The organism is Paractinoplanes aksuensis (assembly GCF_024137025.1).
In the GTDB taxonomy this organism is placed as follows: domain Bacteria; phylum Actinomycetota; class Actinomycetes; order Mycobacteriales; family Micromonosporaceae; genus Actinoplanes; species Actinoplanes aksuensis.
In genome coordinates this window covers 172,905-199,626 of sequence record NZ_JAMYJR010000018.1, presented here as the reverse complement: position 1 = coordinate 199,626, position 26,722 = coordinate 172,905, and the positions used below count along the sequence as shown (strand labels likewise).

Sequence of the window (26,722 nt, the reverse complement as noted above, 5' to 3'; positions counted from 1 at the left end):
TGGGGTCGCCGCTTGCTGTTCAGGTCGTTGCGGCAGGATGGAGGGCATGACTGGGACTTTGGTGCTGCTGCGGCACGGCAACAGCGAGTGGAACGCCAAGAACCTCTTCACCGGCTGGGTCGACGTCGACCTCGACGCCAAGGGTGAGGCCGAGGCCCGCCGCGGCGGCGAACTGCTGAAGGAGAGCGGCGTGCTGCCGGACGTGGTGCACACCAGCGTCCTGCGCCGCGCGATCCGGACCAGCGAGATCGCCCTGCACATCGCCGACCGGCACTGGATCCCGGTGAAGCGGTCGTGGCGGCTCAACGAGCGCCACTACGGCGCCCTGCAGGGCAAGGACAAGAAGCAGACCCTCGAGCAGTACGGCGAGGAGCAGTTCATGCTCTGGCGGCGTTCCTACGACGTCCCGCCGCCCCCGATCGAGGCCGGCTCCGAGTACTCCCAGTTCGACGACCCGCGGTACGCCTTCCTGCCGTCCGAGGCCAAGCCGAAGGCCGAGTGCCTCAAGGACGTGCTGGTGCGGGCCCTGCCCTACTGGTACGACGAGATCGTGCCGGACCTGCGGGCCGGGAAGACGGTGCTGGTCGCCGCCCACGGCAACTCGCTGCGGGCCTTCGTGAAGCACCTCGACAGCATCTCCGACGAGGCGATCTCGAAGCTGAACATCCCGACCGGCATCCCGCTGCGCTACGACCTCGACGACGACCTGCGCCCGCTCAAGCCGGGCGGCGAGTACCTCGACCCCGAGGCCGCCAAGGAAGCGGCCGCCGCCGTCGCCAACCAGGGTCGCTAGAACAAAAGCGAGAGCCGGGACGCCCCCGTGGCGTCCCGGCTCTCAGCCCCGACCTGGCGAGCCAGCTCAGCCCTGGTCGGCCACCGGCTCTCCGGTGATCAGGTACACCAGCTGCTCGCCCACGTTGACGGCGTGGTCGGCGTACCGCTCGTAGAAGCGGCCCAGCAGCGCGCCGTCGATCGCGGTCTCCGCGCCGTACGGCCAGTCGTCGTCCAGCATGATCTTGAAGAGCTTGCGCTCCAGCTCGTCGATCTCGTCGTCCTGGTGCTCGAGCTTCGCCGCCAGCTCGGCGTCGGGCTTGGCCAGCAGGTTGGCGATGCTCTCGGCCATCTGGTCGGCCACCTCGGCCATGCCCTGGAAGACCGGACGCAGCTCGGCCGGCACGGCCGGTGACGGGTGCCGCCGCTTGGCCGTCTTGGCCACGTGCTCGGCCAGGTCGCCCATCCGCTCGAGATCGGCCGAGATGTGCAGGGCCGTGATGACCATCCGCAGGTCGGAGGCGACCGGGGCCTGGCGGGCGATGGTGTCGGCCACCTTGGCCTCGACCTGGCTGTTGAGCTCGTCGACCTCGTGGTCGCGCTCGATGACGGCCTCGGCCGCATTGAGGTCGGCGGTGAGCAGGGCCTTGGTCGCCTTGCGCATCGCCTCTCGTACGGCCTCCGCCATGGTGACCATCAGGCGGCTGACCTCGTTGAGATCGGCTTGGAACTCCTCGCGCATGTCCTCGTCCCGGGGTTCGGTGGGGCCGTCCCGTTGGACAGGGCACGACCGTGGTTGGCCTTCAAACTATGCGGGCCCGGCGGCGGTCGCGTGAACGGCGATGAACGACGCCGGACGCAGTGGTGAACATTATTCGACGCGCGCCCGATTTGTCCGGCTGATGCTAGTAGCCAGGTAAACAATGACCCTACGATCGCAGCGTGGACCTGGCCTATGGCATCCCTCTGATAGTGCTCGCGCTTGTTGTCGGCGCCGCTGTCGGGGCGCTGATCATGCGGGGTCGCAAGTCGCCGGAGCTGTCGAGCGGTGACCAGCACAAGGGGGGACGCGCCATCGACACCGACGCCGAAGACCAGCACGCCGGTAAGCACGGCATGAAGGGGCTGGGCCGCAAGAGCCTCGATTCGCTGCGCGTCGGTGTGGTGGTGCTCGACGCCGAGGATCACCCGGTGCTGGTCAACCCGGCCGCTCGGGCGATGGGCCTGCTGCGGTCCGGCGGGGCGCCCGGCACGATCGCCGCTCACCCCATTCTTCGTACGCTGGCCGGCCAGGTCCGCCGCACCGGTGTCCGCCGCGAGGTCGAGCTCGACCTGCCGCGCGGCCGGGCCGGCGCAGCCGCCGCGCCGCTGGGTCTGCACCTGCGGGCCGTGGCGCTCAACGCGACGCATGTGGCCATCGAGGCGGCCGACGTCACCGAGTCGCACCGGCTGGCCCGGGTCCGCCGCGACTTCGTGGCCAACGTGAGCCACGAGCTCAAGACCCCGATCGGCGCGCTCCAGCTGCTGGCCGAGGCGCTGCTCGACGCGACCGAGCTGCAGGCCACCGACCCCGACCTCGAACAGTCGGAAGACCTGCTGGCCGCGCGCCGGTTCGCCGAGCGCATCCACCACGAGTCGGCCCGGATGGGCCGGCTGGTCAGCGAGCTGCTCGAGCTGACCCGCCTGCAGGGCGCCGAGCCGCTGCCGACCCCCGAGCCGGTCCCGCTCGACTGGGTGATCGCCGAGGTCATCGACCGCACCCGCACCACGGCCTCGGCCAAGGGCATCGAGGTCGTCTACAGCGGGCCCAAGGGCGCCGTCGTCTTCGGCAGCGACAGCCAGATCGCCACCGCGGTGACCAACCTGGTCGAGAACGCGATCGCCTACTCGGGCGACGACACCAAGGTCGAGCTCACCCTGCGCCACGGCGACGACTGGGTCGAGATCGACGTGGCCGACCAGGGCATCGGCATCGCCCCGCACGACGTCGACCGCATCTTCGAGCGGTTCTACCGTGCTGACCAGGCCCGCTCCCGGTCCACCGGGGGAACAGGGCTCGGCTTGGCCATCGTCAAACACATCGCAACGAATCACGGGGGCCGGGTCGACGTGACCAGCACCCTGGGCGACGGTTCGACGTTCACCTTGCGCCTACCGGCGCGACCCCCCGAAGCCCCCTTGCCGTTACCGACGGCAATTGAGATCGAGTCCGGTGCGGCCGGACGCTAGTCCCGGCAGCCGGAAGATGGAAGGAACCACATTGGCCCGCGTGCTCGTGGTCGAGGATGAGGAGTCGTTCTCCGACGCCCTGTCGTACATGCTGCGCAAGGAGGGCTTCGAGGTGTCGGTCGCCCCGACCGGGACCTCGGCGCTGACGCAGTTCGACCGGACCGGTGCCGACATCGTGCTGCTCGACCTCATGCTTCCCGAGATGTCCGGCACCGAGGTCTGCCGCCAGCTGCGGCAGCGCTCCGCCGTTCCGATCATCATGGTGACCGCCCGCGACAGCGAGATCGACAAGGTCGTCGGGCTCGAGATCGGCGCCGACGACTACGTCACCAAGCCGTACTCGCCGCGCGAACTGGTCGCCCGCATCCGCGCCGTGCTGCGCCGCCAGGGTACTGAGGCGGCCGAGGTCTCGACGCCGACGCTGGCCGCCGGCCCGGTCCGGATGGATGTCGAGCGTCACGTCGTCACCGTCGACGGCTCCGGCGTGCAGCTGCCGCTCAAAGAGTTCGAGCTGCTCGAACTGCTGCTGCGCAACGCCGGCCGGGTGCTGACCCGCGGCCAGCTGATCGACCGGGTCTGGGGCGCCGACTACGTGGGCGACACCAAGACTTTGGACGTGCACGTCAAGCGGTTGCGGTCCAAGGTGGAGCCCGAGCCGTCGGCGCCGCGCTACATCGTCACGGTGCGTGGCCTCGGCTACAAGTTCGAGCCCTAAGAATTCGGGGGTGCGGCGGGCTCACGTCCGCCGCGCTTCTTCGGCGCCGCGGCTTTGGCGGCGGCCACGGTGGCCGGGTGCATGGCGACCAGGCCCGACTTGAGGCGGGCATCGCACAGTTCGGCCAGCCGCTCGTAGGCGCCCTTGCCGATCAGCGCCGTCAGCTCCGGCCCGTACGAGACGTACATCGGGTCGCTGCCCACGTGCGCGTCGGGCGACGACGTGCACCACCAGTCGAGGTCGTGCCCGCCCGGGCCCCAGCCCCGCCGGTCGAACTCGGTCAGCGTCGACTGCAGCAGCTTCGTGCCGTCCGGCCGCTTGATCCAGTCCTGCTCGCGGCGCACCGGCAACTGCCAGCACACGTCCGGCTTGTAGACCAGCGGGTGTACGCCGTCCCGCAGCGCCTGGGCGTGCAGGGCGCACCCGCCGCCGCCCGAGAAGCTCGCGTCGTTGAGGAAGACACACGGCCCGTCCTCGGACTGGACGGCCGTACGCCGGGCCGGTTTCGCCCCGTCGATGGTGTCCATCTCGGTGTAGTTCTTGAAGCCCTTGCGGTAGTGCTGCCACGTCTCGGGGGTCAGCTTGGCCGCGGCCGCCTTCACCCTGTTCTCGTCGTCGGCGTCGGTGAAGAACGCGCCGTGGGAACAGCAGCCGTCCTGCGCGCGACCGGCCACGATGCCGTGACAGGCCGAGCCGAAGACACAGGTCCACCGGGACAGCAGCCAGGTCAGATCGGCCCGTACGAGGTGCTTCTCGTCGTCGGGGTCGAGGAACTCGATCCACTCACGAGGAAAGTCGAGGTCGACCTCGGCCGCGCGGGCGGCAGCCGTGGCGTCGAGGGTGATGCGGATCGGTTCACGGCGGCTCACCTGCGACAGCGTACGCGCGCGGGCGGGCGGTCCCCGAGTCGACGCCCGGTATCACCGCATATACCCGGTCGAGGAGAAGGCGTACGCGACAATCGGGTCTACCCTTGACCTCGTGAGCTCCCGCGTCCCCGTGCTTCTGTCCAGTTCGTCGGTGTTCCCCGAGCCGACGGCCGCCGCGTTCGAGCTGGCCGCCTCGGCCGGCTACGACGGGCTCGAGGTCATGGTGTGGACCGACCGTGTCAGCCAGGATGCCGGTGCGCTGAAGGGTCTGTCCGACCATTACAACCTGCCGGTGCTCTCCGTGCACGCCCCCTGCCTGCTGGTCACCCAGCGGGTCTGGAGTCCCGACCCGTGGGAGAGGCTGAACCGCGCGGCCCAGCTGGCCGAGACGCTCGGCGCCCCCACCGTCGTCGTGCACCCGCCGTTCAGCTGGCAGCGCGACTACGCCAAGAACTTCGCCTCCGGCCTGGCCAAGGTGCAGGCGAAGCACCCCGACCTGGCCTTCGCGATCGAGAACATGTTCCCGGTCAAGATGGCGGGCCGCTGGTTCGTGCCGTACACCCCGGGGTGGGACCCGACCGAGACCGGCTTCGACGCCTACACGCTCGACCTGTCGCACTGCGCGGCGTCGCGCATCAACGCGCTCGGCATGGCCGACAAGATGGGCGCCGGCCTCAAACACGTGCACCTGGGCGACGGCACCGGTGAGGGCCGTGACGAACACCTGGTGCCGGGCCGGGGCAACCAGCCCTGCGCCGAGCTGCTGCGCTCGCTCTCGGCCCGCGGCTTCACCGGTTCGGTCGCCCTCGAGGTCTCGACCCGCAAGGCGTCCAGCCGCGCCGAGCGCGAGGCCGACCTGCGCGAGTCCCTCGAGTTCGCGCGCAAGCACCTGGCGCCCGCGGAATCCGCGACCCCGGCTATTACGCGGGCGTAAGCGACTGCGCGCGCTTGCGGGCGCGGTGGGCCGCCACGTGGGAGCGGGTCGCGCAGCGCTCGGAGCAGAAGCGGCGGCAGTTGTTGGACGACGTGTCGAGATAGACGTTGCCGCAGCGCTCGTCGGCGCAGATGCCGAAGCGGGCGCTGCCGTACTCGCACAACCACACCGACAGGCCCCAGGTCGCGCCGGCCAGGTATTCCGCGCTGATCGACGAGCCGCGGCTGGTCACGTGCATGTGCCAGTCGGCGGCGTCGTGGCCCGAGATGCGCGGCTGCACCGGGAACACCTCGAGCAGCGCGTTCAGCTCTTTCACGGCCTCGCCGTCGCGGCCGGACGTGCCGTACTCGAAGACGTCGCGCAGGCGGCGCTGGGCCCGCCGGAACACGGCCACGTCTTTCTCGGCGACCTCGTCACGCATCCAGGCCTGTTCGTCGACGAACAGGGCCTGCAGCCCGGCGAGATCGCCCAACTCCGCGTTGACGAGGTCGACCGCGGTGCGAGCGTACGCATCGAAGTTCACCCGACAAAGGTAGCCGCCACCGAGCGCCACGGACATAAGCGTTGTGGCTGACTACGCCGGTGACACTCCCGCGATACCGGGTGTTCCGGACGATACGCTCGGGTCATGCTCCGTCACCTGCTCCTGGCCGCCGCCGGTTCGGACCGTCTGGGCCGCCTCGCCTCGGCCGCGCCCTTCAGCAAGAACGCTGCCCGCCGGTTCGTCGCCGGTGACGACGTCGAAGCTGCGCTGCGCACCGGCCGCGAGCTGGCCGACGACGGTCTGGCCGTCACGTTCGAGCACCTCTCGGCCGAGACCCGCAGTGTGGAGCAGGCGGTGGCCGTACGCGACGAATACCGCGCGCTGCTGGGCCGGCTCAAGGGCGCCGGGCTGTCGCCCGCGGCCGAGGTCAGCATCAAGCTCTCGGCCCTGGGCCAGCGGCTCGACGAGAAACTGGCCTACGAGCACGCTCAGGCCGTCTGCGCCGCCGCCGCCGAGGCCGGCACCACGGTGACCCTGGACGCGGAGGACCACACGCTCACCGACTCGACCCTCGAGATCCTCTCCGACCTGCGCAAGGATCACCCGGGCACCGGCGCCGTGCTGCAGGCCCACCTGCGCCGCACCGAGGGCGACTGCCGCGAGCTGGCCACGGCCGGCTCCCGGGTGCGGCTCTGCAAGGGCGCGTACGCGGAACCCGAGTCGGTGGCCTTCCAGTCGCCTCTGGACATCGACAAGTCCTTCGTACGCTGCCTCAACATCCTGATGTCGGGCGAGGGCTACCCGATGGTGGCCACCCACGACCCGCGGCTGATCGCCATCGCGGAAGACCGGGCCCGCTGGTTCGACCGCGACGCCGACGAGTACGAGTTCCAGATGCTGCACGGCGTACGCACCGAGGAGCAGGCCCGGCTGGCCGCCGGCGGCAACGTCGTGCGCGTCTACGTGCCGTACGGCGAGCAGTGGTACGGCTATCTCGTGCGCCGGCTGGCCGAGCGTCCGGGCAATGTGACCGTCGTCGGGCGGGGCCTGGTCGGCCGCTAGCCGCCTCATCCGCAACAATTCGGTCTATAACCCACCAGATCCGGCGTGTCGGCCTTGACTTTTTCCTGCCACTTTCACGGAACGCATCGCGTTGGTCACAGAAGTATCGATACCGTTCTGATGACACAAGTTCTCCGCCGCGTCGCTTGACCTTCCCGGGTCGCCGCGGCTTGTGCCTGGAGAAAGGATCGGTGCGCCGACATGACGGGTCCAGCCCAGACCGAGGAACGGCTCTCGGAGGTGCGGTTCCTGACCGTGGCCGAGGTGGCCGCGCTGATGAGGGTTTCCAAGATGACGGTCTATCGGCTGGTGCACGGGGGTGACCTCACAGCCGTACGGGTCGGGCGGTCGTTCCGCGTGCCCGAGCACGCCGTCCACGAGTACCTGCGCGGGGCCTTCTCGCAGACCGCGTAGGACGAGGACCGGGGTCGTTTTGGTTCGGCCCCGGACGGGCCGGTACGCTGGTGCGGTTGGTTCCCGGCTGTGGTAGCGCCGGGGGCTGTCGATTCAGATCGGAATCGGGCCGTCGCACCAGGCGTGCCCGCTCCGAGCCACCAGGTTTCGAGAGGCTTTTCGTATGGGCTCCGTGGTCAAGAAGCGCCGCAAGCGTATGGCGAAGAAGAAGCACCGCAAGCTGCTGCGCAAGACCCGCGTCCAGCGTCGCAAGTTGGGTAAGTAACCTGCGGCCGGGGATTCCCCCGGCCGGGCAGGTACTTGCCCCAACACGCACCCGCACGCCTCGGAAGGTGCGCCCGACGTGACCTCTCCACCCCGCGTCGTCGTGGTCACCGGAGTCAGCCGATATCTCGGCGCCCGGGTGGCCGCTCGGCTCGCCGCCGATTCACGGGTCGACCGCGTGGTCGGCCTGGATCCGCACGAACCGCCCACGGCTCTGCGTGAGCTGCTGGCCGACGTCGAGCTGATCCGGGCCGACGCTCGCGCGGCTTCCGGCGCCCTGGCTGACCTGGGCGCCGAGGCCGTCGTGCACCTCGCGGTGACCAGCGCGCCCGACCCGCACCACGGCCGGGCCGCTATGAAAGAGCAGAACGTCATCGGGACGATGCAGCTGCTCGCGGCCGCCCAGGCCGCGCCCCGGCTGCGCAAGCTCGTGGTGCGTTCCTCCACGGCCGCCTACGGCGCGTCCTTCCGCGACCCCGGTGTCTTCACCGAGGACACCGAGCCGCGGGCGGTGCCCCGGGGCTCGTTCGCGCGCGACATCCTCGACATCGAGGGTTACGTACGCGGCTTCCGCCGTCGCCGGCCCGAGGTCGCGGCCACCGTGCTGCGGTTCGCGCCGTTCATCAGTTCGACCGCCGACACCACCCTCACCCGCTACTTCGCGCAGCCGGTGGTGCCGACCGTGCTCGGCCGCGACGCCCGGCTCCAGTTCGTCCACGTCGACGACGCCCTCGAGATCCTGCACCGCTCGATCGTCGAGGAGCACCCGGGCACCTTCAACGTGGCCGGGGCCGGCATCCTCGCGCTCTCCCAGGCCATCCGCCGGGCCGGGCGCATCTCGGTGCCGTTGCCCGAGGGCACGCTCTCGACCCTGGTCGGCGTGGCCCGCAACGTGGGCATCGGCCAGATCGGCTTCGACCAGATCGACCTGTTCGTGCACGGCCGCGTGGTCGACACGACCCGCCTGGTGGCCGAGTTCGGCTTCACGCCGCGCACCACGGCCGAGTCGTTCGACGACTTCATCAAGGGCCACGCCAACGGCTCGTCGATCACCGCCGACCGGCTCGCCGCGGCCGAGAAGGCCATCCTCGACGGCATCCGCCGGGTGCGGGCAGGCGCCACGAGCGGGGGTGACCGGCGTTGAGTCAGGACGAATTCCGGGGCATGCTGCCGGGGCACGCCGACTTCACCCTGCCCCGGCGGGCCGAGCCGGTCCGGGTCAACGGCCGACGCCCGATCCCGGAGGTGCCGTCAATGAACTCCAACGGTCACCACCCCGCCCCGGACGAGCAGCCCGACCCCATCGACCTCTGGGACCAGCGCGTGGCCCGGGGGCTGGCCTTCCTGCGCCGCCGTTTCGCCGGCAGCTACGAGGTCGACGAGTTCGGTTTCGACCCCGAACTCAACGACGCCGTGTTCCAGCCGCTGCTGCGGGTGCTCTACCACGACTGGTTCCGCACCGAGGTCTTCGGCATCGAGCACGTGCCCAAGGACGGCGGGGCCCTGGTCGTGGCCAACCACTCGGGGACGTTCGCCCTCGACGCGTTGATGCTCGGTACGGCCATCCGCGACCGCCACCCGCAGGAGCGGCATCTGCGCCTGCTCGGGGCCGACCTGGTCTTCCGCATGCCGGTGGTGAGCGAACTGGCCCGCAAGTCGGGCGCGACCGTGGCCTGCAACCCGGACGCCGAGCGCCTGATGAGCACGGGCGAGCTGGTCGGTGTCTTCCCCGAAGGGTTCAAGGGCATCGGCAAGCGGTTCGCCGACCGTTACAAGCTCCAGCGCTTCGGGCGCGGCGGATTCGTCTCGGCCGCGCTGCGTACGGGAACTCCGATCGTGCCGGTGGCGATCGTCGGCGCCGAGGAGATCTATCCGATCCTGGCCGACGTCAAGCCGCTGGCCCGGCTGCTCGGGGTTCCGTACTTCCCGGTCACGCCGACCTTCCCCTGGCTCGGCCCGCTGGGTCTGGTGCCGCTGCCGAGCAAGTGGCTGATCCAGTTCTGCCCGCCGATCCCGACCGAGCACCTGACCGACCTGGCCGACGACCCGATGGTCGTCTACAACCTGGCCGACCAGGTCCGCGAGACCATTCAGGCCGCGTTGCTGGAGTTGCTCGAGAAGCGGCCCGACCCGTTCGGCCTCTGAGACGCCGGTGCTGTTGGGTGACGTCTGGTGCGCCTATAGTGAAAAGTGAGGGGCGGCCCCGGGGAAATCCCGGCACCGCCCCTCGCCATATATCGCCGAGGCCCCTCGCCATGTCTCAGTCGGGTTAGTTGCCTCCGAAGATGCCGCCGAGCAAGCCGCCCAGCGGGTCATCCTGCTCCTCGGCCGGGACCTCCTGCTGTTGCTGCAGCGGATCCTCGTCGACCGGCGGCGGGGACTGCATCGGGGTGCCGCCGAGCGGCAGGTCCGGCACCAGCGACGGCGACCGCTTCTGGGTCGGCACCTGGGCGTCGGCCGAGACCGACGGCGCGACGGCCGGGTTGCTCGCGCGGGGCGCCTTGGCGTCGTCCGGACCGGTCGTCCGCGGCGTCTGCTTGCCGCTCGGCCCGGACGGCCGCGCCGGCGGCGCTTCGGCGTCCGAGTCGTCGCCGCCCGCACAGCCCTTCAGCTTGGGCCCGAGCCGGTCGGCGCCCGACGGGACCGCGGTGTCGCAGCCCAGCCCGGTCCGCAGGTTCTCGGCCCGCTTGCTCACCGAGTCGAGCAGCCCGATCGACGTCAGCGCCCTCTCCTGGTTGGTGGCGGACAGCTTGTCCAGGGCCGGCGTCAGCGAGCGGCGCTGCTGCTCGGCGAACGTGTCGATGGTGGCCAGCGGCTTGCTGTCCTTGCGGGCCACGGCCGACGTGGTCAGCAACTTGACGCCCTTGCGGGTGTCGGCGTCCATGTCGTCGAGCACGCCACCGAAGCCGGCGTCGTTGCCCGGCATGGCCACGGCCTCGGCCATCCTGGTGCGGGCGAAGTCCAGCGAGAGCTGGCCCCGCGTGACGTCCGAGCCGGCCATGGCCAGCTGGGCCCGTTCGGTCGAGCGCTTGACCCCGTACAGGGCGTCGCCCGGTTCTGCGTTCTCGCTGGCCGCGGAGATTCCGGAGACCGCCAGCGCGCCGGCGGCCACTCCGATGACGATGGCGCCCCGGGCCCGGATGCGGCCACCGTGGCCGAGCAGCCCTTGCCGCAGGCGACCCCGGGCCGCTGCGACCGGCTCGGGCGCGGTGTCGGCGGCCCTCGCGGTGTGGCCGATGCCGTCCCGCTCGGCCGTGGCGACCAGCATGGCCCGCAGCCCGGTGCGGAACTCGGGCTCGACCCGGGCGGCCGGACGGGTGGCGGACAGGCTGCTGCCGATGGCAACCAGCTCGGCGAGCTGCTCATCGGCCGGGCCGCGGCTGTGGTGCCGTCGGCCGCCGGTGCTCTCGTCGAGAAGCTCCGCGAAGCGCTCGGCGCTCCGCCGGTCGAAGAAGTCGAAGTTCACCGCGGGCACCTCCCCTCGCTCGTGAATGTCTCGCCGGCTGCATCGCCGGCGGTCGCGACGATGCCGGTGGCCGGCAGGGCCGTCCGGGGTCGCACTCGGACAAACGCGCGACACGCGTCCCCGGTTACGGGGACCAACAGCTCACATCGGGTAATAGGCGAGAGTCGCGTCACCCTTGAAATCCGTCCGGGAGGAGCCGGGCCAGCGCTCGGACGGCCCGGTACTGCAGGGCCTTGATCGCGCCTTCGTTCTTGCCCATGGTCTGGGCGGTCTCGGCCACGGAGAAGCCCTGCAGGAACCGCAGCACGATGCACTCCTGCTGTTCCGGGTTGAGCTGTTTGACCGCGGTGAGCAGGGCGACGTTGGTGATGTGGTCGACCACCGAGGATTCCGGGCTGCCCTCGGGTCCGCGGGCCTCGCGGTCGGCGTCGAGCACGTCGCCGGTGGTGACCTCGAGGCGGTAGCGGCCGGATTTGAAGTGGTCGGCGACCAGGTTGCGGGCGATGGTGACGAGCCAGGCCCCGAGGTCGCGGCCCTGCCAGGTAAAGCTGCCGATCCGCTTGAGCGCGCGCAGGAACGTGTCCGAGGTCAGGTCCTCGGCCAGCTGCCGGTTGCCGACCCGGAAGTAGACGAACCGGAAGACGGTGTCGACGTAGCGGTCGTAGATCAGCCCGAACGCCTCGGACTCACCGGCCTGGGCCCGCTCGACCAGCGCCCACACCTCGGCCGCGGCGTCACCCGGGTCGGGGCGGGCCGGGTACTTGGGGGGCTCGGCGTCGCGCTGCGGACCGGTGGTGCTCTGCGACGGAACGACCACGGTCTGCTCGCCCACGGCGGGCGCCTCGGGCAGGTTGCTGCGCTGGCCGGCGGTGGGCTGCGCGGGCATCGCGGGACGGCCGGGCACGGCCACCCGCCCGCTGCCCGGCATCGGCTTGGCGTTGCCGTTGGGTGGCAGCCGCTGGCCGGGTGACTCGTTGATGTGGGGGCGGTTACGGGTCCGCTTGGGCCCGTCACCGCGGATGGTGTTGACGATCATGTCGTCGACCGAGCGGCGCAGACCCGTCAGCCCGTCGGCGAGGGAACGGCCGTACGGATCCCCGGCGTAAACATGACTCACTGCGCCTCCTCAACCCGGCGGCTCTGCTCCGACTGCTGATCCGTCCCGCCAGACTGGGATTCGCAGTGTTTCCGTGCTTTTTGTGGCACAGCGGCCTCCTCGGGATGAGGGGTGGAAACTCATAGCAAAAGGGGTGAAGTGGCCCGCGAAACTGCCGACCGACCTCACCCAGGGTTTTGGAGTCCGTTACTCAGACGCGAAGTATCACGGACTCCGATCACACGGCGTCGCACACCGTGTGCGCTGCGCGAAAATAGTACGAAGTGGCGCAGACAAGACACAAGGAACGTCTGCCACGATGACCGGCACGGGTACCCGGACGACGGACAAGCTGTCCGCCGTCCACTTCCGTGGATGTTTGTGCCAGACTCGTGCCTCGTGGACGAAGCAGCCCGCGATCCGGTCGCCGAGGCCGCCGCGCGCCGGCCCGCCGGTCCCGCGCTCATCACCGGCGAAACCACTCTGACCTGGTCCGACGTTGATCGACGGGTAACGGCGGCGGCCCATCGGATCGCCGCGCTGGCGCCACCGGGCGGCCGCGTCGCGATCGTCCTCGGCACCTCGGTCGAGTTCGTGGTGACCTATTTCGGCGTGTTGCGGTCCGGGCGCGTCGCCGTGCCGCTCAATCCCGCCTACTCGGCGAGTGAGCTCGAGTTCGCCGTCGCCGACTCCGGCGCCGAGCTGATCGTGGCCGACGAGGACGGGCCGGGTCGCGTACGCCCGCAATTCGACCTTGATCCGGCCGCGCCGCCCGCAGAGCTGCCCCAGGTGGCGGCGGACGACCTGGCCGTGCTGCTCTACACCTCGGGGACCAGCGGGCGGCCCAAGGGCGCGATGCTCACCCACGCCGCCCTGGCCGCCAACCACGACCAGCTCGACGCGATCGACCCGCCGGTGGTCGGGGCCGACGACATCGTGCTGCTCGCGGTGCCGCTCTTTCACGCTTACGGGCTCAACACCGGCCTCGGCTCGGTGGCTCACCACGCGGCAACCGGGGTGCTGGTCGACCGCTTCGACCCGGCCGCCTCGCTGGCCGTCATCGCCGAACGTGGCGTGACCGTGGTGATGGGCGTCCCCGGCATGTACTCGGCGTGGTCGCGCCAGCCGGGGGCCGAGATCGCTCTGCGCACCGTGCGGACGGCCGTGTGCGGCGCGGCCCCGCTGGTGCCCGACGAGATGGCCCGCTTCGGCGCCGCGACCGGCCAGAGCGTGCTGGTCGGCTATGGGCTGACCGAGACCGCGCCGGTGCTCACCACCACCGCGGTCAGCGACCGGGGCAAGCCCGGCTCGATCGGGCGACCGCTGCCCGGCGTCTCGCTGCGGCTGATCTCCCCGGCCGGCCAGGTGCTCTGGGAGGACGGCACGATCTCCCCCGAGGCCGACCTGGCCGAGCTCGACCTCTCGGTCGAGGACGTGGCCGGCACCGACCCGGGCGAGATCGTGGTGCGCGGGGCCAACCTCTTCCGGGGCTACTGGCCCGACGGGCACGGCGGGCCCGGCTCGGACGGCTGGTGGGCCACCGGGGACATCGCCTATGCCGACGGCGACGGCGACCTGCACCTGGTCGACCGGGTCGACGACCTGATCCTGGTGCACGGTTTCAACGTCTATCCGGCCGAGATCGAGCGGGTGCTGGCCGGGCACCCGGGGGTGGCCGAATCGGCCGTGCTCGGGGTGCCCGACGGCGAGTCCGGGCAGCGGCCGCACGCGTTCGTGGTGGCCGCCATCGACCCGCCGCCGACCCCGGCCGAGCTGCAGGTCTACTGCGCGGCCCACCTGGCCCGGTTCAAGCTGCCCTCGGTCGAGCTGGTGCGTGAGCTTCCCCACTCGGCCACCGGCAAGGTCCGCAAGAGAGAATTGCTGACATGAGCCGCGTGACCTTGATCAGCCGAGACGGCTGTCACCTGTGCGAAGAGGCCGAGGCCGTCCTCGACCGGATCATTCCTGGCCAGTGGGTGCGGGTCGACATCGCGACGTCGGTCGAGCTGGAACGCGACTACGGCGACCGGGTGCCGGTGGTGCTGCTCGACGGGGCCGAGCACGGCTACTGGCGGGTCGAGGAGTCACGGCTGCTCGGGGATTTGGCGCGACAACCGGGGGAGCCCCGGCTGTAGGTTGTTCGCCGTGGCGCGTACTCACCTGGTCTGGGACTGGAACGGAACCCTGCTCGACGACCTCAGTTTGGTGGTTTCGTCGACCAACGAGGCTTTTGCGGCGGTCGGTGGGCGGGCCGTCGACGCCGACGAGCACCGCAGCCGGTTCCGCCGGCCGGTGGCCGAGTTCTATGCCGAGGTGCTCGAACGGGCGGTCGACGACGAGGAGTTCGGCCGGCTCGACCGGATCTTCCACGACGCGTACCGGCTCGGGTTGACCAACATGACGCTGGCCGCCGACGCCTCGGCCGCGCTCAAGGAATGGCCGGGTTCGCAGTCCCTGCTGTCCATGTGGTTCCACAGCGAGTTGGTGCCGGCCGTCGAGACGTACGGACTGGCCGGGATCTTCACCCGGGTCGACGGGCTGCGGGCCGAGCTCGGCGGGCACCTCAAGGCCGGTCACCTGGCCGAGCACCTGGACGGGCTGGGGCTGTCGGGCGAGCAGGTCGTGCTGATCGGCGACTCCCTCGACGACGCGGCCGCGGCCGACGCCGTGGGCGGGCAGATCGTCCTTTACGCGGGTGGTTTCACCGATCCGTCGCGGCTACGGGCCTCGGGCCGTCCAGTCGCGGACACTCTGGTCGAAGCCGTCACCCTCGCCCGTACGCTGTAGCAGGGTGGTCGGTGGCGGGGTTTTAACACGCCAGATGATCTTTGTCCACCCGCACCACCAAGATCGCGATTTGTGCACACCTTCACAAGCGCCTACTCTTTGATTCCGGAGAGCCCCGGTAGCACAGCCGGTTCAGCCAGGCGCACGAGGGCTCGCAAAGTTTTTGCCACCTCGTCGGCACGGAGTCAGATGAGCCAGCAGCGTCACGGAAGCACGCCCGGCAATGGCCCTGGCGAGCGCGCCGGTGCCGTCACCGCCTTCCCGGATCTGCCGGAGGCGACGATCGCACGGCTGCCCGAATACCTTCGCGCCCTGCACAACCTGGGCGAGGCCGGTGGGGACACTGTCTCCAGCGAGGGCCTGGCCGCGGCCGCGGGGGTCAATTCGGCCAAGCTCCGCAAGGACCTCTCGCATCTGGGGTCGTACGGCACGCGGGGCGTCGGTTACGACGTCGCCCTGCTGATCGAGCAGATCGAGTACGTTCTCGGCCTCGACCAGCGCCGGGCGGTCTGCCTCGTCGGTCTGGGCAACCTCGGTCACGCGCTGGCCGGTTACGACGGGTTCGCCAGCCGCGGCTTCAAGATCGTCGCGCTCTTCGACGCCGACGCGTCCAAGGTCGGCGAAGAGATCCAGGGCCTGCTCGTGCGGCACATCGAGGACCTGGGCCGGGTCGCGGTCGAGGAGAACATCGCGATCGGCGTGATCGCCACCCCGGCCGACGCGGCCCAGGCGGTGGCCGACGTGCTGGTCGACGCGGGCGTCACCAGCATCCTGAACTTCGCCCCGTGTGTGCTCTCGGTCCCGGCCAACGTCGACGTGCGCAAGGTCGACCTCGCCATCGAACTGCAGATTCTCTCTTTCCATGAACATCGCAAGGCATCGCTGACCGCGTTGCCGGGCGGCCGGTCCGCTCCGGCGGGCAACCAGGAGGCGGTCGGGTCGTGAATCTCCTCAGCGTCGGTGCGTCCTACCGCACCGCCGACGTCGCCACGCTCGAACGGCTCGCGATCGCCGACCACGCGGTGCCCGGGCTGCTCGAGAAACTCGTGGCCCAGCCGTTCGTGGGTGAGGCCGTCGTCCTCTCCACCTGCAACCGGGTCGAGATCTACGCGGCCGTCAACACGTTCCACGGCGGACTCGGCGACATCTGCAACGTGCTCTCCGAGGTCTCCGGCATCCCGGCCACCGAACTGGCCGGTCACCTCTACGTGCACTACGACGAGGCGGCGGTGCTGCACTCGTTCAAGGTCTCGAGCGGCCTCGACTCGATGGTCGTGGGCGAGTCGCAGATCCTGGGCCAGCTGCGCGACGCCTACCACGCGGCCAGCGAGGCCGACACCGCCGGCCGCCTGCTCCACGAGCTGATGCAACAGGCCCTGCGGGTCGGCAAGCGGGCCCACGCCGAGACCGGCATCGACCGGGCCGGGCAGAGCGTCGTGACTGCGGCCCTCGATGTGGCCGAGGCCGCGCTGGGCGATCTGGACGGCAAGCGGGCGCTGGTCATCGGCGCGGGCGCGATGGGTGCACTGTCGGTGGCCACGCTGACCCGGGCCGGTGTCGGCCCGCTGCGGATCACCAACCGCAGCGCCGCGCGGGCCGACCGGCTGGCCGAGGCGTACGGCGCGGTCGCCGTCCCGTACGACGAGCTGGATGCCGCCCTGGCCGAGGCCGACCTGGTCGTCTCGGCCACCGCGTCGACCGAGCCGGTGCTCACCCGGGCCCGGCTCGAGGCGGCGGCCCCGCTGGTCGTGCTCGACCTGGCCGTTCCGCGTGACGTGGCCCCCGACGCGACCGGCATCGCCGGCGTCACCGTGATCGACATCGACAGCCTGGCCGCGACCCGCCGCTCGATGCCGGCCGCGGCCGAGACCGCCGCCGTCGAACAGATCGTGACCGGCGAGGTTGATCACTTCCTGGGCTGGCTGCGCGGCGCCGACATCGCGCCGACCGTGGCTGCGCTGCGCACCCGGGCCGAGGACGTCGTCACGGCCGAGCTGCGCAAGCTCTACTCGCGCCGGTCGGAATTCAGCGAGGAGCAACGGGCCGACGTTTCCCGTACGCTGCATCGCGTCGTCCAGCAGCTGCTGCACTCGCCGACCGTGCGGGTGCGCCAGCTCGCCGCCGAGCCCGGCGGCGACCAGTACGCCGCCCTGCTGCGCGAGCTGTTCGACCTGGACGTGCCGCATGCCACACCGGCCGCTGCGGTTCCTGAGATCGGAGGACCGGCGTGAGTACGCCCCTGCGCCTTGGCACGCGAGGCAGCGCGCTGGCGCTCGCCCAGTCGCAGCAGACTGCCGACGCGCTGACCGCGGCCACCGGCCGCCCGGTCGAGCTGGTGCGCATCGTCACCACCGGCGACCGTTCCTCGGCCCCGGTGGCCCAGCTCGGCGTGGGTGTGTTCGTCTCCGCCCTGCGCGACGCGCTGCTCGCCGGTGAGATCGACTTCGCTGTGCACTCGTACAAAGACCTGCCCACGGCTGCCCACCCGGGCCTGCACATCGCGGCCGTCCCGCCCCGGGAAGACCCGCGCGACGTGCTGATCGCCCAGGGCAACAAGACGCTGGCCGAGCTCCCGCCCGGCTCCGTGATCGGAACCGGCGCGGTGCGCCGAATCGCGCAACTGCATGCTTTGGGCCTAGAGTTGCAGGTCACGCCGATCCGCGGGAACATCGACAGCCGGATCGCCCGGGTTCACGGACCCGAGGCCGATCTGGACGCCGTCGTTCTCGCCCGGGCCGGCGTGGTGCGAATCGGCAGGGCCGCCGAGATCGCCGAAACGCTCGACCCGATGCTCATGCTGCCCGCCCCGGCTCAGGGTGCGCTGGCCGTTGAGTGCCGGGCCGACGACGCTGACCTGGTCGAACTGCTGGCCGCGATCGACCACGCACCGTCCCGCTCCACCGTTCAGGCGGAACGGGCGATGCTAGCCACGCTCGAGGCCGGGTGCTCCGCCCCGGTTGCGGCACACGCCGAGCTCGCCGAGGGCGAGGACGGTGACGAGATTTACCTGCGCGGTGCGGTGATCAGCCCGGATGGGGTTCGAGCCATCCGGCTGTCGCGCACCGGAACGCCCGCCGACGCGGCGGAGATCGGCAAGGCCCTGGCCGCCGATCTTCTCGAGAACGGCGCCGACACCCTGATCGGGAGCACAGAATGACCACCCGCACCGCCCGCAAGCCAGCAGGACGCATTGCGTTCGTCGGCGCCGGACCCGGCGACCCCGAGCTGCTGACCCGCCGCGCGCACGCCGCGCTGACCGATGCCGACCAGGTGGTCTACGACCGGGGTGTGCCCGAGTCCCTGCTCACCGCGATCCGGGCCGAGGCCAAGGCGGACGCGCAGTTCAGCCCGGCCGAGGGCGCGCCCGGAGACGTGGCCAAGGTGCTGCTCTCCGCAGCCAAGTCCGGTCTGTCGGCCGTGCACCTCGTGGCCGGTGACCCGTTCGGCCACGAGTCCGTGGTCAAAGAGGTGCAGGCGATCGCCCGCACCGCCGTCCACTTCGAGGTCGTGCCCGGCCTCGGCCAGGCCGAGGGTGTCGCCACGTACGCCGGTGTGCCCCTGCCCGGCGTCCGGGTCACCGCCGACGTCGGCGACGTGACCGCGCTCGACTTCGACGCGCTGGCCGCCGCCGCCCTCAAGGGCTCGTTCGCGGTCGCCGTCGACGCCGGCGACCTCGCCGCCGTCCGCGACGGCCTGCTCGCCGCGGGTGTCGAACCCGGCATCGCGGTCGCGGTGACCGGCGACGGCACCGGCGAGACCCAGTACACGACGACGTCCACGGTCGACAGTTTCGTCGCCGCCGCCCTCGGCTTCACCGGCCGGGTCGTCCTCACGGTCGGCTCCGAGGTCTCCGAGCGCGACGCGATGAGCTGGTGGGAGAACCGGCCGCTGTACGGCTGGAAGGTGCTGGTGCCCCGCACCAAGGAGCAGGCGGGCGCGATGAGCGCGCGGCTGCGGGCCTACGGCGCCATCCCGTGCGAGGTGCCGACCATCGCGGTCGAGCCCCCGCGCACCCCGGCCCAGATGGAACGCGCGGTCAAGGGCCTGGTCGACGGCCGGTACGCCTGGGTCGTCTTCACCTCGGTCAACGCCGTCCGCGCGGTCTGGGAGAAGTTCGACGAGCACGGTCTCGACGCCCGCCACTTCGGCGGCGTGAAGATCGCCTGCATCGGCGAGGCCACCGCGGCCGCGGTCCGCGACTTCGGCATCCAGCCCGAGCTGATCCCGGCCGGCGAGCAGTCGAGCGAGGGCCTGCTGGCCGAGTTCTCGCCGCACGACGAGATCCTCGACCCGGTCGGCCGCGTGCTGCTGCCCCGGGCCGACATCGCCACCGAGACGCTCGCGGCCGGGCTCATCGAGCGCGGCTGGGAGGTCGACGACGTGACCGCGTACCGGACCGTCCGCGCGGCGCCGCCGCCGGCCGAGATCCGCGACGCGATCAAGTCGGGTGGCTTCGACGCGGTGCTGTTCACCTCGTCCAGCACCGTCCGCAACCTGGTCGGCATCGCCGGCAAGCCGCACGCCCGCACGGTCGTCGCGGTGATCGGCCCCAAGACCGCCGAGACGGCCACCGAGTTCGGCCTCCGCGTCGACGTCCAGCCCCAGCACGCTTCCGTGCCGGATCTGGTCGAGGCGCTGGCGTCGTACGCGGTGGAGCTGCGCGAGAAGCTGGCCGCGATGCCGGCCAAGCAGCGTCGCGGCTCCAAGGTCCAGGGCCCTACAGCACTGCGTTTCCGCTGATCGAACCCGGTGCGCCGGCCGCCGCCGGTGCACCGGACCAGGGAGTAGCGATGTCCTTTCCCGACGTCCGCCCGCGCCGGCTGCGGCGCTCGCCCGCGATGCGCCGGCTCGTCGAGGAGACCCGCCTCGCCCCGGCCGAGATGATCCTGCCCCTCTTTCTCAAGGAGGGGCTGACCGAGCCGCGCGAGATCAGCTCGCTCCCCGGCGTCATGCAGCACTCGCGCGACTCCCTGCGCAAGGCCGCCCACGAGGCGGTCAGCGCCGGGGTCGGCGGGCTGATGCTGTTCGGCGTGCCGACGAGCGAGCACAAGGACGCGACGGGTTCGGCCGGGCTCGACCCGGAAGGAATTCTCAACGTCGGCCTCCGCGACCTGATCGCCGAGGTGGGCGACTCCACCGTGGTGATGGGCGACCTGTGCCTGGACGAGTTCACCTCGCACGGGCACTGTGGTGTGCTGGCCGACGATGGTTCGGTCGACAACGACGCCACCCTCGAGATCTACGCCGAGATGGCCGTGGCTCAGGCCGACGCCGGCGTCCACATGGTGGGCCCGTCGGGCATGATGGACGGTCAGATCGGCGTCGTCCGGAAAGCGCTCGACAAGGCCGGCTACCAGGACGTCGCGGTGCTGGCCTACTCAGCCAAGTACGCGGGCGCCTTCTACGGCCCGTTCCGTGAGGCCGTCGAGTCGACGCTGCAGGGCGACCGCCGCCAATACCAGCAAGACCCACCCAACCTGCGCGAAGCGCTGCGCGAGGTCGACCTGGACGTGGCCGAGGGCGCCGACATCGTCATGGTCAAGCCGGCCCTGCCCTACCTCGACGTGATCGCCGCGATCCGCGAGCGGGTCACCGTGCCGGTCGCGGCCTACCAGGTCAGCGGCGAGTACGCGATGGTCGAGGCGGCCGCCCGCAACGGCTGGATCGACCGCGAGCGGGTCATGCTCGAGTCGCTGACCTCGATCAAGCGGGCCGGCGCGCAGATCACCCTCACGTACTGGGCCACCGAGGTCGCCCAGCTGCTGCGCAACCGCTACTAGTCGTCGTTCCGGATGGTGCCGGTTGCGGTGCCGTCCAGGATGCGTACTGGATAGAGCGCCGCCACCTCGAGCGTGAGCTGCTCGTCGCGCTCACGCAGCCGGTCGCCGCGCACCTGGATCGGGAAGTCGACGCCGGTCGCGCCGGCCGGGATCACCCGGCAGCCCAGGTAAGGGTCGTAGTCGGCGTAGGGCAGGGTCGTCGTACCCGGAACCGTGGCCGCGCACACCGTCAGATCCCTGGTCAGAGGCCGGCTCAGGGTGACCGGGAAGATCATTGGCGTACGACCGGAGTGGCCCTCGACCACGGCCGCGTCCCCGACCGACAGCCCGGCCCGCGCCTCGAACCGCGCCACCTGAGGATCGTGATCGCTCAGCCCGCGGGTGGCGCTCTCGGAATGGTCGGCGTTGACGTGGGCCGCGCGCATGTCGATCAGGTCGCCGTACAGCCCGTCGTTCACGAAGAGCTGGTCGAGCGTCTGGGCCTGCCCGTCGAACACGTACGAGTAGGCCGACGACGGGGCCTTGGCGACCAGGTTGTCCCACAGGTTGTGCAGGCCGGTGGCGTACAACGGGCCCAGCTGGTCGCCGGGCGCGGCCGGGGTCGGGTCGTCGGGCCGCGGGAAGACGTTCAGGTCGCCGCCCAGCACCACCCGCGCGTTCGGGTGGGCCACCTCGATCGCGTCGGTGATCGCCGCCCCGTACGCCGCCTGCTCCCGCCGCTGGCCGACCCGGGTCTCCGGGCCCGACGAGTAGTGGTTGCTGATCGCCCAGAGCTGGTACCGATCGGACGAGCCCGGCGCCGAGCGCACCTCGAACAGCCCGACCTGCGGGGCCCGGGTATAGACGTTGCTGCCGTCGACCCCGGTCGTGCGGTCGACGTCGGCCGGCAGCACCGCGTTCAGCGTCTTCGGGTTGGACACCTCGGTGTTGGCCGGCAGGGGAGTGCCGCGATAGATCACCTGTGGGGCCGCGCCGAGCACCGGGTCGGTCGGCGTGGCCGCACCCAGGGACAGACGGTCGGTGCGGTACAGGAACCCGGCCACGATGCCGCGGGCGTCGGCGCCGCTACGGTCGGAGGCCGCGTCGTACGCCGGTCCGCCGTTACGGGCGATCGTCAGCGCCAGCTCCTGCAGGGTGTCCGGCTTGCCGTCGGCGTTGTCGGCCGGGCCGCAGACCAGCGCCCGGCCGGTGACCTGGCAGATGTCCTGGTCTTCCGCCTCCTGGACCAGGATCAGGTCGGGGCTGTGCAGGTCGGCCGTCACCTGACGGGCCAGCCGGGCCAGCCGGTTGTCGTAGGTGGCCTGGTCGGCCGGCACGTAGTCGAACGGCGGGTTGACGCCCGGGCAGCCGGTGTTGCCGGTGAAGTCGCAGCCGTCGTTCGGGTCGTCGCGGAAGTCGTACAGGTTCTCGACGTTGAAGGTCGAGATGGCCAGCTCGCGCTGCCGGTCGGCCGGGCGCGGCGGATGGTTGGCGGCCGGGTCGGCGCCGGCCCGGAAGGCGGCCGTCGCGACCTGGATGCCGTACTTGTTGAAGGCGTAATAGAGGCCGCCGACGGCGTCGCCGGTGGTCGTGTCGAAGGTGCGCGCCGGCGGCAGTGTTCCGCCCGCGGCCTTCACACCCATTGGCCCGATCATGATCCGGCTGCCGTTGCCGTCGGCCTGGCCGTCCAGCGGATGGGCGTCGCGGAAAACCCTTCGCGCGTACGGGTCGGCCCGCTGGAGCCGGGGGTCGTCGCGATCGACCAGCCACACCTCGGCGTCCTGAGTGGAGGCGAACGTCTTGGTGTTCGAGACGACGCCGGAACCGGCCCGCACCCGCAGCTGCATGCCCTCGTGCCGCTCCCAGAACACGTCGGCGGTGGCCTTGTCGGCGGGTGGAACGGCGTCGTCGACCTGCACCTCGGCCGCGACGTCGAGACCGGTGGCGACCGTGGTGACCCACTCGGCACTGCTCAGCTGGGTCAGGTTGAAGAACTCGGCCACCCGCGCGTTGACGATGATCTCGTCGCCCACCCGGGGCGTGTAGTCGCCGATCAGCGTCGTAAAGGTGCCGAGGAAGACGAAGATGCCGTCGGAGCTGGCCGGGTCGCCGTCGGTCGCGGTCTTGCGGCTCTGCAGGAAGAAGCCGTGCTGGGCGACACCGGCGCTGGTGTGAGCGAGGGTGAGCTGGGTGACGACGCCCTGGACGGAGTATTTGGCCGCGCTCGACCCGTTGCCCGCGGCCGGGGCGTACGGGGACCGGGCCGCGGTGCCCTGGACGGCACCGACGGTCAGCGGCTCGTCGGCGACCCTTTCCGCGGCCTGGGCCGTGCCCGGGATGAGTAGACCGACCAACGCGACCAGCGGCAACAACCGGTGACCCAGCACGGCGCCTCCACGCGGACCGGTGGCTCGGCGTCCGGTCGCAGGAAGTTGAGCTTAGTCGATGGACTCCAAGCTTTGAACCAGTTGCGCGACGTCGGCGCCGTACTCGTACCAGTCGCGGTCGGCCTGATAGCCCAGCTCGGCGTTGACCTTGAGCATCGACTCGTTGTGCTGCGCGTTCCAGGTCTGCACCTCGCGCAGCTCGGGCTCGGCCGACCGCAGCTCGAACAGCATGCGCGCCTTGATCGCCCGGTCGATGCCGTAACCGCGGTGGTCGCGGACGACGATCGTGTCGTACTGGTCGGCCCGCTCCGGATGGTGGGCCGGGACGACGACCTCGGTCAGACCGGCCACGACCTGGCTCTCGTCGTGCAGGGCGAGCACGATGTACGGCTTCAGGCCGCGCTTGTGCAGCGTGTCGAGCGAGTCGCGCAGCCGCTGCGGGTCGGACGAGCGGGGCGCCAGGTCGAGGTCGTCATCGTCGTCGGGCGCCTCGAGCTTGGCCTGCGCATACGCCTCGAGCAGGTGGTCGGGCGGGCCGCCGGGGTGGAACTCGACCCGGTAGCCGGCGCCGATGCTGTTGGACATGACGGTGAGGGCGGGCCAGTCCACGCCGGACAACGTGAGGACGCTGCGGGTCTCGACATACTCCTTCTCGAAACCCAGCGCCTCGTAGAACGCGATGGCCGGGGTGCCGCCGATGGCCTCGACCCCGATGCTCGAAAAGCCTTCCAGGTACGCCCGGCGCACCGCGACCGCCACCAGCTGCCGGCCCAGCCCGCGCCGGCGCAGGTGGGGCTGCACGATCACCTCGAGCACCCCGATGTCGCCGAGCAGCAGCATGCTGATGTGGGCGAATATCTCGCTCTCGCCTTCGGGCAGCCGATCGTCCTCGGCGACCCAGCTGATCCGCCGCTCGCCCGGCATGGTCTCGGCGAGGTAGTCACGGACCTGACCGTCGATCCACGGTGGGTCGTCGGGGAGGTCGGCCGCAAGCACCGAGTTGACCGTCGCCACGAGCGACCGGATCTCCGCCGCCGAAGCGGTCCGGGGATCCCACTCACGCACCCTCACCCGTACAGCTTGCCGGTAACCGCACCGTCTGGGAAGTGCTCCGACCGTAAATGTGTAGGTACTGTCACTCTGCGTGCACGATTCGGCATCAGCCGCGGGACCGCCGCCCGTAGTCGTTGGCAGCCTCGGAGACCTTCTGGGCGTAGGGCCGGACGGCGTTGTACGAGAGGATCGCGTCCCACCACGACTCGGGCTTGGACAGGTCGCGTCCGCCCTGGCAGAGGTAGGTGGCGGCGGTCAGTGACGCATCGTCGATGTCGTTCGGGTCGGCCACGCCGTTGTTGTCGGCGTCCACCTTGTAGGTGTTCCAGGTGGCCGGGATGAACTGCATCGGCCCGACCGCGCGGTCATAGGTGGTGTCCTGGTCGAGGGCGCCCCGGTCGGTGTCCGGGATCAGCTGCCGCCCGCCCTTGCCGTCGAGCGGCAGCCCGAAGATCGGCGGCATCGACGTGCCGTCGGTGGAGAGCACGGCCCCGTTGGCCGCCCCGTGCGAAGACTCGATCTTGCCCAGCGCGGCCAGCGTGGTCCAGCTCAGCCGGCAGGCCGGGGTGGTGCGCTGCAGCACCAGTTCGGCGTAGCCGTAGGCCTGGAGGGCGACGACCGGGATGCCGAGCCGCGTGCCCATCGGCCCCGCCCACCCGGCAAGGGCGTCGGCCGGCCGCGCCCCCGTCTGTACGCCGTTCGTCGGCCCGAGCGTCGCCCCGACCTGCCCGGTCGGCAGCGGCGCGCCAGGAAGCCCACCCTGCTGACCGGCCGGCAGCCCGTTGGGGTCGGCGCCCGGCAGCCCGCTCGTGGCGTCGGGCATCGTGCCGGGCAGCCCGTTCAGGTCGGTGCCGGGCAGCCCGCTGACTCCCGACTGCCCCTCCGAAGGCACCCCACCGGCCAGGAAGCCGGGCGTGGCGCTGGGCGAGGGCGCCGACTGAAGAGCCTCAGGTACGAGATAGGCCCCGGCCGTCCCGGCCGCGCCGAGCAGCAACGTGGCGATGACCGCGGGCACGATGAGCCGCCCGCTGGGCCGCTTGGCCCAGGCCGCGGTGCTACGCCCGACCCGCCCGACAACCCGAACCGGCGCCGCCCGACGCAACCGCCCCGGCGACCGCACAACCGCCGCACCACCTGCAGCCGCACCCCCAGCAGCCGCGCCTCCAGCTGCCGTACCGCTTGCCGCCGCACCGCCGGCGGCCGTGCTGGTTGCAGCCGCGCCACCCGCAGCTTTGCTGCGCTCGGCCGCGCCGACGGGTGCGCCAGCAGCCGCCGCGCTGCCGCTGGTCGGAGCGGACGTGCCACCGGCCGCCGCGCCGCCCGCCGCTGGCACGTCGGGCGTCGACGTGCCGCTCGCTGAACCCGTAGTTGTCGCGCTGGCCGCCGTGCTGCCCATGTTTTTCGGGTCGCTGTCGGCTTTTACTTCTTCAGCCCCAGGGTCCGCAGCCGTCGTCCGTAGTGGGCCGTCGGACGGGGTCCTTTGTGCCGGAACGGTCGGTCGCTGTTCGCTCTTGCCCTCGTCCGGAGCCGCGACCGGCGACGGCTTACCCGGCGCTGCGCTCGCGGCTGGCGTCAGACCCGCGGCGGAGGGTGGGGTCTGGCTGGGGATCGGGGCCGCGCCGGAACTCGCCAGCGGCCCGCCCTGATGCGGAGCCGCAGCTCTCAGCTCGGGCCCTGCCACCGGTTTCTCCTGCCGCTCCACCACGCGGACGACACTACCCAACCGAGGCCCGCCACGAGGGGTCGCGTTGATGCCTGTGGATAACTCCCGCCCACGCGCCGACTGGCTGTTTCTCTCCGCTCCGGAGGCCCTACTCTTCTTGCATGCCGCGTTACGAGTTCCGCTGCCGCGCGTGCGGCGACACGTTCGAGGTCGTCCGGCCGATGAGCGAGGCTTCCGCCCCCTCGACGTGCCCCCAGGGCCACGCCGACACGGTGAAGCTGCTGTCGGCCGTCGCCATGACCGGTCGTGGCAGCGGCGCCCCCTCCGCTCCCACCGGCGGCGGCTGTTGCGGCGGTGCCTGCGCCTGCTGAGCGGCCCCGCCCGTCGTAGCAGCGCACGCGCATCAACCTGGCGAAAGCCGCCGGGCCAGCGGCCCGGCGCCCTGCCGTTGCCCCGTCACCCCAGACATCGATGATCAACAGGGCACCGATTCGAGGTCGGCGGCGGCGTGCTGAGGTCGGTGCACCGGCGGCGACCGGCCCCGTCGAACGCGGATCAGCGGGCCCACTCCCGGATCGTGGGAACGGGCGACCTCTTTCGAGTTCGGACGCCCCACCCGGGCTGATCTTTCTCCTTTGGCGGACCGGCAGTGCGACTGCCCGCGGCTTGGCCAGAAATATGATGATCTAGCCGCGCGAAACGGCTAGTCGTCGCCCCGGCGGGCCGGCTCGGCGGGTGCCTCCTGCGGGTACCGCCGAACGGTCGGCCG

General features: G+C 71.2%; 25 protein-coding genes and 1 pseudogene. 18 read left to right on the top strand and 8 right to left on the bottom strand.

What is annotated here, in order from left to right:
• Positions 1–37: 37 nt before the first annotated feature.
• A complete protein-coding gene (locus M1L60_RS18435; protein WP_308208507.1) occupies positions 38–793 on the top strand; it encodes a phosphoglyceromutase in 756 nt (251 codons plus the stop codon).
• A 66-nt stretch (positions 794–859) separates the two neighbouring features.
• Here the strand turns inward: M1L60_RS18435 and phoU are convergent, their stop codons facing one another.
• Positions 860–1,513 carry a phosphate signaling complex protein PhoU gene (phoU, locus tag M1L60_RS18430; RefSeq protein ID WP_253238656.1) on the bottom strand — a complete coding sequence of 218 codons (654 nt, stop codon included), beginning with the start codon at positions 1,511–1,513 and terminating at the stop codon, positions 860–862.
• A 272-nt stretch (positions 1,514–1,785) separates the two neighbouring features.
• On the opposite strand from phoU, the gene M1L60_RS18425 reads away from it, so the two are divergent.
• Both M1L60_RS18425 and M1L60_RS18420 read left to right on the top strand, forming a co-directional pair.
• Positions 1,786–3,000: a sensor histidine kinase gene (locus tag M1L60_RS18425; RefSeq protein ID WP_253238688.1), complete on the top strand. Its 1,215-nt coding sequence runs from the start codon at positions 1,786–1,788 to the stop codon at positions 2,998–3,000.
• A gap of 31 nt (positions 3,001–3,031) precedes the next feature.
• Positions 3,032–3,715, top strand: a complete 684-nt coding sequence (locus tag M1L60_RS18420) for a response regulator (RefSeq protein WP_097317745.1) — start codon at positions 3,032–3,034, stop codon at positions 3,713–3,715.
• On the opposite strand, the gene M1L60_RS18415 is transcribed toward M1L60_RS18420, so the two are convergent.
• Positions 3,712–4,584, bottom strand: coding sequence for a DUF3109 family protein (locus M1L60_RS18415; protein WP_253238655.1), 873 nt, complete (start codon positions 4,582–4,584; stop codon positions 3,712–3,714). The genes M1L60_RS18420 and M1L60_RS18415 overlap by 4 nt on opposite strands.
• 112 nt (positions 4,585–4,696) lie before the next feature.
• Here M1L60_RS18415 and M1L60_RS18410 point away from each other — a divergent pair, with 112 nt between their 5' ends.
• Positions 4,697–5,518 carry a sugar phosphate isomerase/epimerase family protein gene (locus tag M1L60_RS18410; protein WP_253238654.1) on the top strand — a complete coding sequence of 274 codons (822 nt, stop codon included), beginning with the start codon at positions 4,697–4,699 and terminating at the stop codon, positions 5,516–5,518.
• Here M1L60_RS18410 and M1L60_RS18405 read toward each other — a convergent pair.
• Positions 5,505–6,041: a CGNR zinc finger domain-containing protein gene (locus M1L60_RS18405; RefSeq protein ID WP_253238653.1), complete on the bottom strand. Its 537-nt coding sequence runs from the start codon at positions 6,039–6,041 to the stop codon at positions 5,505–5,507. The two genes, M1L60_RS18410 and M1L60_RS18405, sit on opposite strands and share 14 nt — an antisense overlap.
• A 105-nt stretch (positions 6,042–6,146) precedes the next feature.
• On the opposite strand from M1L60_RS18405, the gene M1L60_RS18400 reads away from it, so the two are divergent.
• The 5 genes from M1L60_RS18400 (at position 6,147) to M1L60_RS18380 (ending at position 9,887) form a co-directional block, all read left to right on the top strand.
• Complete coding sequence (locus M1L60_RS18400; RefSeq protein WP_253238652.1) at positions 6,147–7,064, top strand: proline dehydrogenase family protein; 918 nt, start codon at positions 6,147–6,149, stop codon at positions 7,062–7,064.
• A 201-nt stretch (positions 7,065–7,265) separates the two neighbouring features.
• On the top strand, positions 7,266–7,478 hold the full coding sequence (locus M1L60_RS18395) for a helix-turn-helix domain-containing protein (RefSeq protein WP_203784881.1): 213 nt from the start codon (positions 7,266–7,268) through the stop codon (positions 7,476–7,478).
• Positions 7,479–7,641: 163 nt separating this feature from the next.
• Positions 7,642–7,743, top strand: a complete 102-nt coding sequence (locus M1L60_RS18390) for a 30S ribosomal protein bS22 (RefSeq protein ID WP_020520584.1) — start codon at positions 7,642–7,644, stop codon at positions 7,741–7,743.
• 78 nt (positions 7,744–7,821) lie between these two features.
• Positions 7,822–8,886 (top strand): NAD-dependent epimerase/dehydratase family protein, encoded by a 1,065-nt coding sequence (locus M1L60_RS18385; RefSeq protein ID WP_253238651.1) that lies wholly within the window; start codon positions 7,822–7,824, stop codon positions 8,884–8,886.
• The gene (locus M1L60_RS18380) at positions 8,883–9,887 is read left to right on the top strand and encodes a lysophospholipid acyltransferase family protein (RefSeq protein WP_253238650.1); all 1,005 of its coding nucleotides are present in this window, start codon (positions 8,883–8,885) and stop codon (positions 9,885–9,887) included. The genes M1L60_RS18385 and M1L60_RS18380 overlap by 4 nt, the downstream gene beginning before the upstream one ends.
• 124 nt (positions 9,888–10,011) lie before the next feature.
• Here M1L60_RS18380 and M1L60_RS18375 read toward each other — a convergent pair whose 3' ends face one another.
• Entirely contained in the window at positions 10,012–11,208 is a 1,197-nt protein-coding gene (locus M1L60_RS18375) for a DUF5667 domain-containing protein (RefSeq protein ID WP_253238649.1), read from the bottom strand.
• Positions 11,209–11,377: 169 nt separating this feature from the next.
• Positions 11,378–12,325 carry an ECF subfamily RNA polymerase sigma factor, BldN family gene (locus tag M1L60_RS18370; RefSeq protein ID WP_438862126.1) on the bottom strand — a complete coding sequence of 316 codons (948 nt, stop codon included), beginning with the start codon at positions 12,323–12,325 and terminating at the stop codon, positions 11,378–11,380.
• A 354-nt stretch (positions 12,326–12,679) separates the two neighbouring features.
• Between M1L60_RS18370 and M1L60_RS18365 the strand changes: the two genes are divergently transcribed.
• From M1L60_RS18365 to hemB, 8 genes are all read left to right on the top strand, one after another.
• A complete protein-coding gene (locus tag M1L60_RS18365) occupies positions 12,680–14,194 on the top strand; it encodes an AMP-binding protein (protein WP_253238648.1) in 1,515 nt (504 codons plus the stop codon).
• Positions 14,191–14,439, top strand: coding sequence for a glutaredoxin family protein (locus tag M1L60_RS18360; protein ID WP_253238647.1), 249 nt, complete (start codon positions 14,191–14,193; stop codon positions 14,437–14,439). Before M1L60_RS18365 ends, M1L60_RS18360 begins: the two co-directional genes overlap by 4 nt.
• 10 nt (positions 14,440–14,449) lie before the next feature.
• The gene (locus M1L60_RS18355; RefSeq protein ID WP_253238646.1) at positions 14,450–15,091 is read left to right on the top strand and encodes an HAD family hydrolase; all 642 of its coding nucleotides are present in this window, start codon (positions 14,450–14,452) and stop codon (positions 15,089–15,091) included.
• 189 nt (positions 15,092–15,280) lie between these two features.
• Positions 15,281–16,036, top strand: a complete 756-nt coding sequence (locus tag M1L60_RS18350; protein ID WP_253238645.1) for a redox-sensing transcriptional repressor Rex — start codon at positions 15,281–15,283, stop codon at positions 16,034–16,036.
• Positions 16,033–17,322 carry a glutamyl-tRNA reductase gene (locus M1L60_RS18345; protein ID WP_253238644.1) on the top strand — a complete coding sequence of 430 codons (1,290 nt, stop codon included), beginning with the start codon at positions 16,033–16,035 and terminating at the stop codon, positions 17,320–17,322. The genes M1L60_RS18350 and M1L60_RS18345 overlap by 4 nt, the downstream gene beginning before the upstream one ends.
• Entirely contained in the window at positions 17,319–18,248 is a 930-nt protein-coding gene (hemC, locus tag M1L60_RS18340) for a hydroxymethylbilane synthase (protein ID WP_253238643.1), read from the top strand. Before M1L60_RS18345 ends, hemC begins: the two co-directional genes overlap by 4 nt.
• Complete coding sequence (locus M1L60_RS18335) at positions 18,245–19,831, top strand: bifunctional uroporphyrinogen-III C-methyltransferase/uroporphyrinogen-III synthase (protein ID WP_253238642.1); 1,587 nt, start codon at positions 18,245–18,247, stop codon at positions 19,829–19,831. Before hemC ends, M1L60_RS18335 begins: the two co-directional genes overlap by 4 nt.
• Positions 19,832–19,881: 50 nt before the next feature.
• A complete protein-coding gene (gene hemB / locus M1L60_RS18330) occupies positions 19,882–20,871 on the top strand; it encodes a porphobilinogen synthase (protein WP_253238641.1) in 990 nt (329 codons plus the stop codon).
• Here hemB and M1L60_RS18325 read toward each other — a convergent pair.
• The 3 genes and pseudogenes from M1L60_RS18325 to M1L60_RS47860 all read right to left on the bottom strand — a co-directional run.
• A pseudogene (locus M1L60_RS18325) lies at positions 20,868–23,156 on the bottom strand (DUF8508 domain-containing protein); the annotation flags it as partial. The gene hemB and the pseudogene M1L60_RS18325 sit on opposite strands and share 4 nt — an antisense overlap.
• A gap of 132 nt (positions 23,157–23,288) precedes the next feature.
• Positions 23,289–24,308 carry a GNAT family N-acetyltransferase gene (locus M1L60_RS18320; RefSeq protein WP_253238640.1) on the bottom strand — a complete coding sequence of 340 codons (1,020 nt, stop codon included), beginning with the start codon at positions 24,306–24,308 and terminating at the stop codon, positions 23,289–23,291.
• Between the two features lie 88 nt (positions 24,309–24,396).
• The gene (locus M1L60_RS47860; protein WP_253238639.1) at positions 24,397–25,305 is read right to left on the bottom strand and encodes a lytic transglycosylase domain-containing protein; all 909 of its coding nucleotides are present in this window, start codon (positions 25,303–25,305) and stop codon (positions 24,397–24,399) included.
• Between the two features lie 809 nt (positions 25,306–26,114).
• Here M1L60_RS47860 and M1L60_RS18310 point away from each other — a divergent pair.
• Positions 26,115–26,324: an FmdB family zinc ribbon protein gene (locus M1L60_RS18310; protein WP_253238638.1), complete on the top strand. Its 210-nt coding sequence runs from the start codon at positions 26,115–26,117 to the stop codon at positions 26,322–26,324.
• Positions 26,325–26,722: the final 398 nt, after the last annotated feature.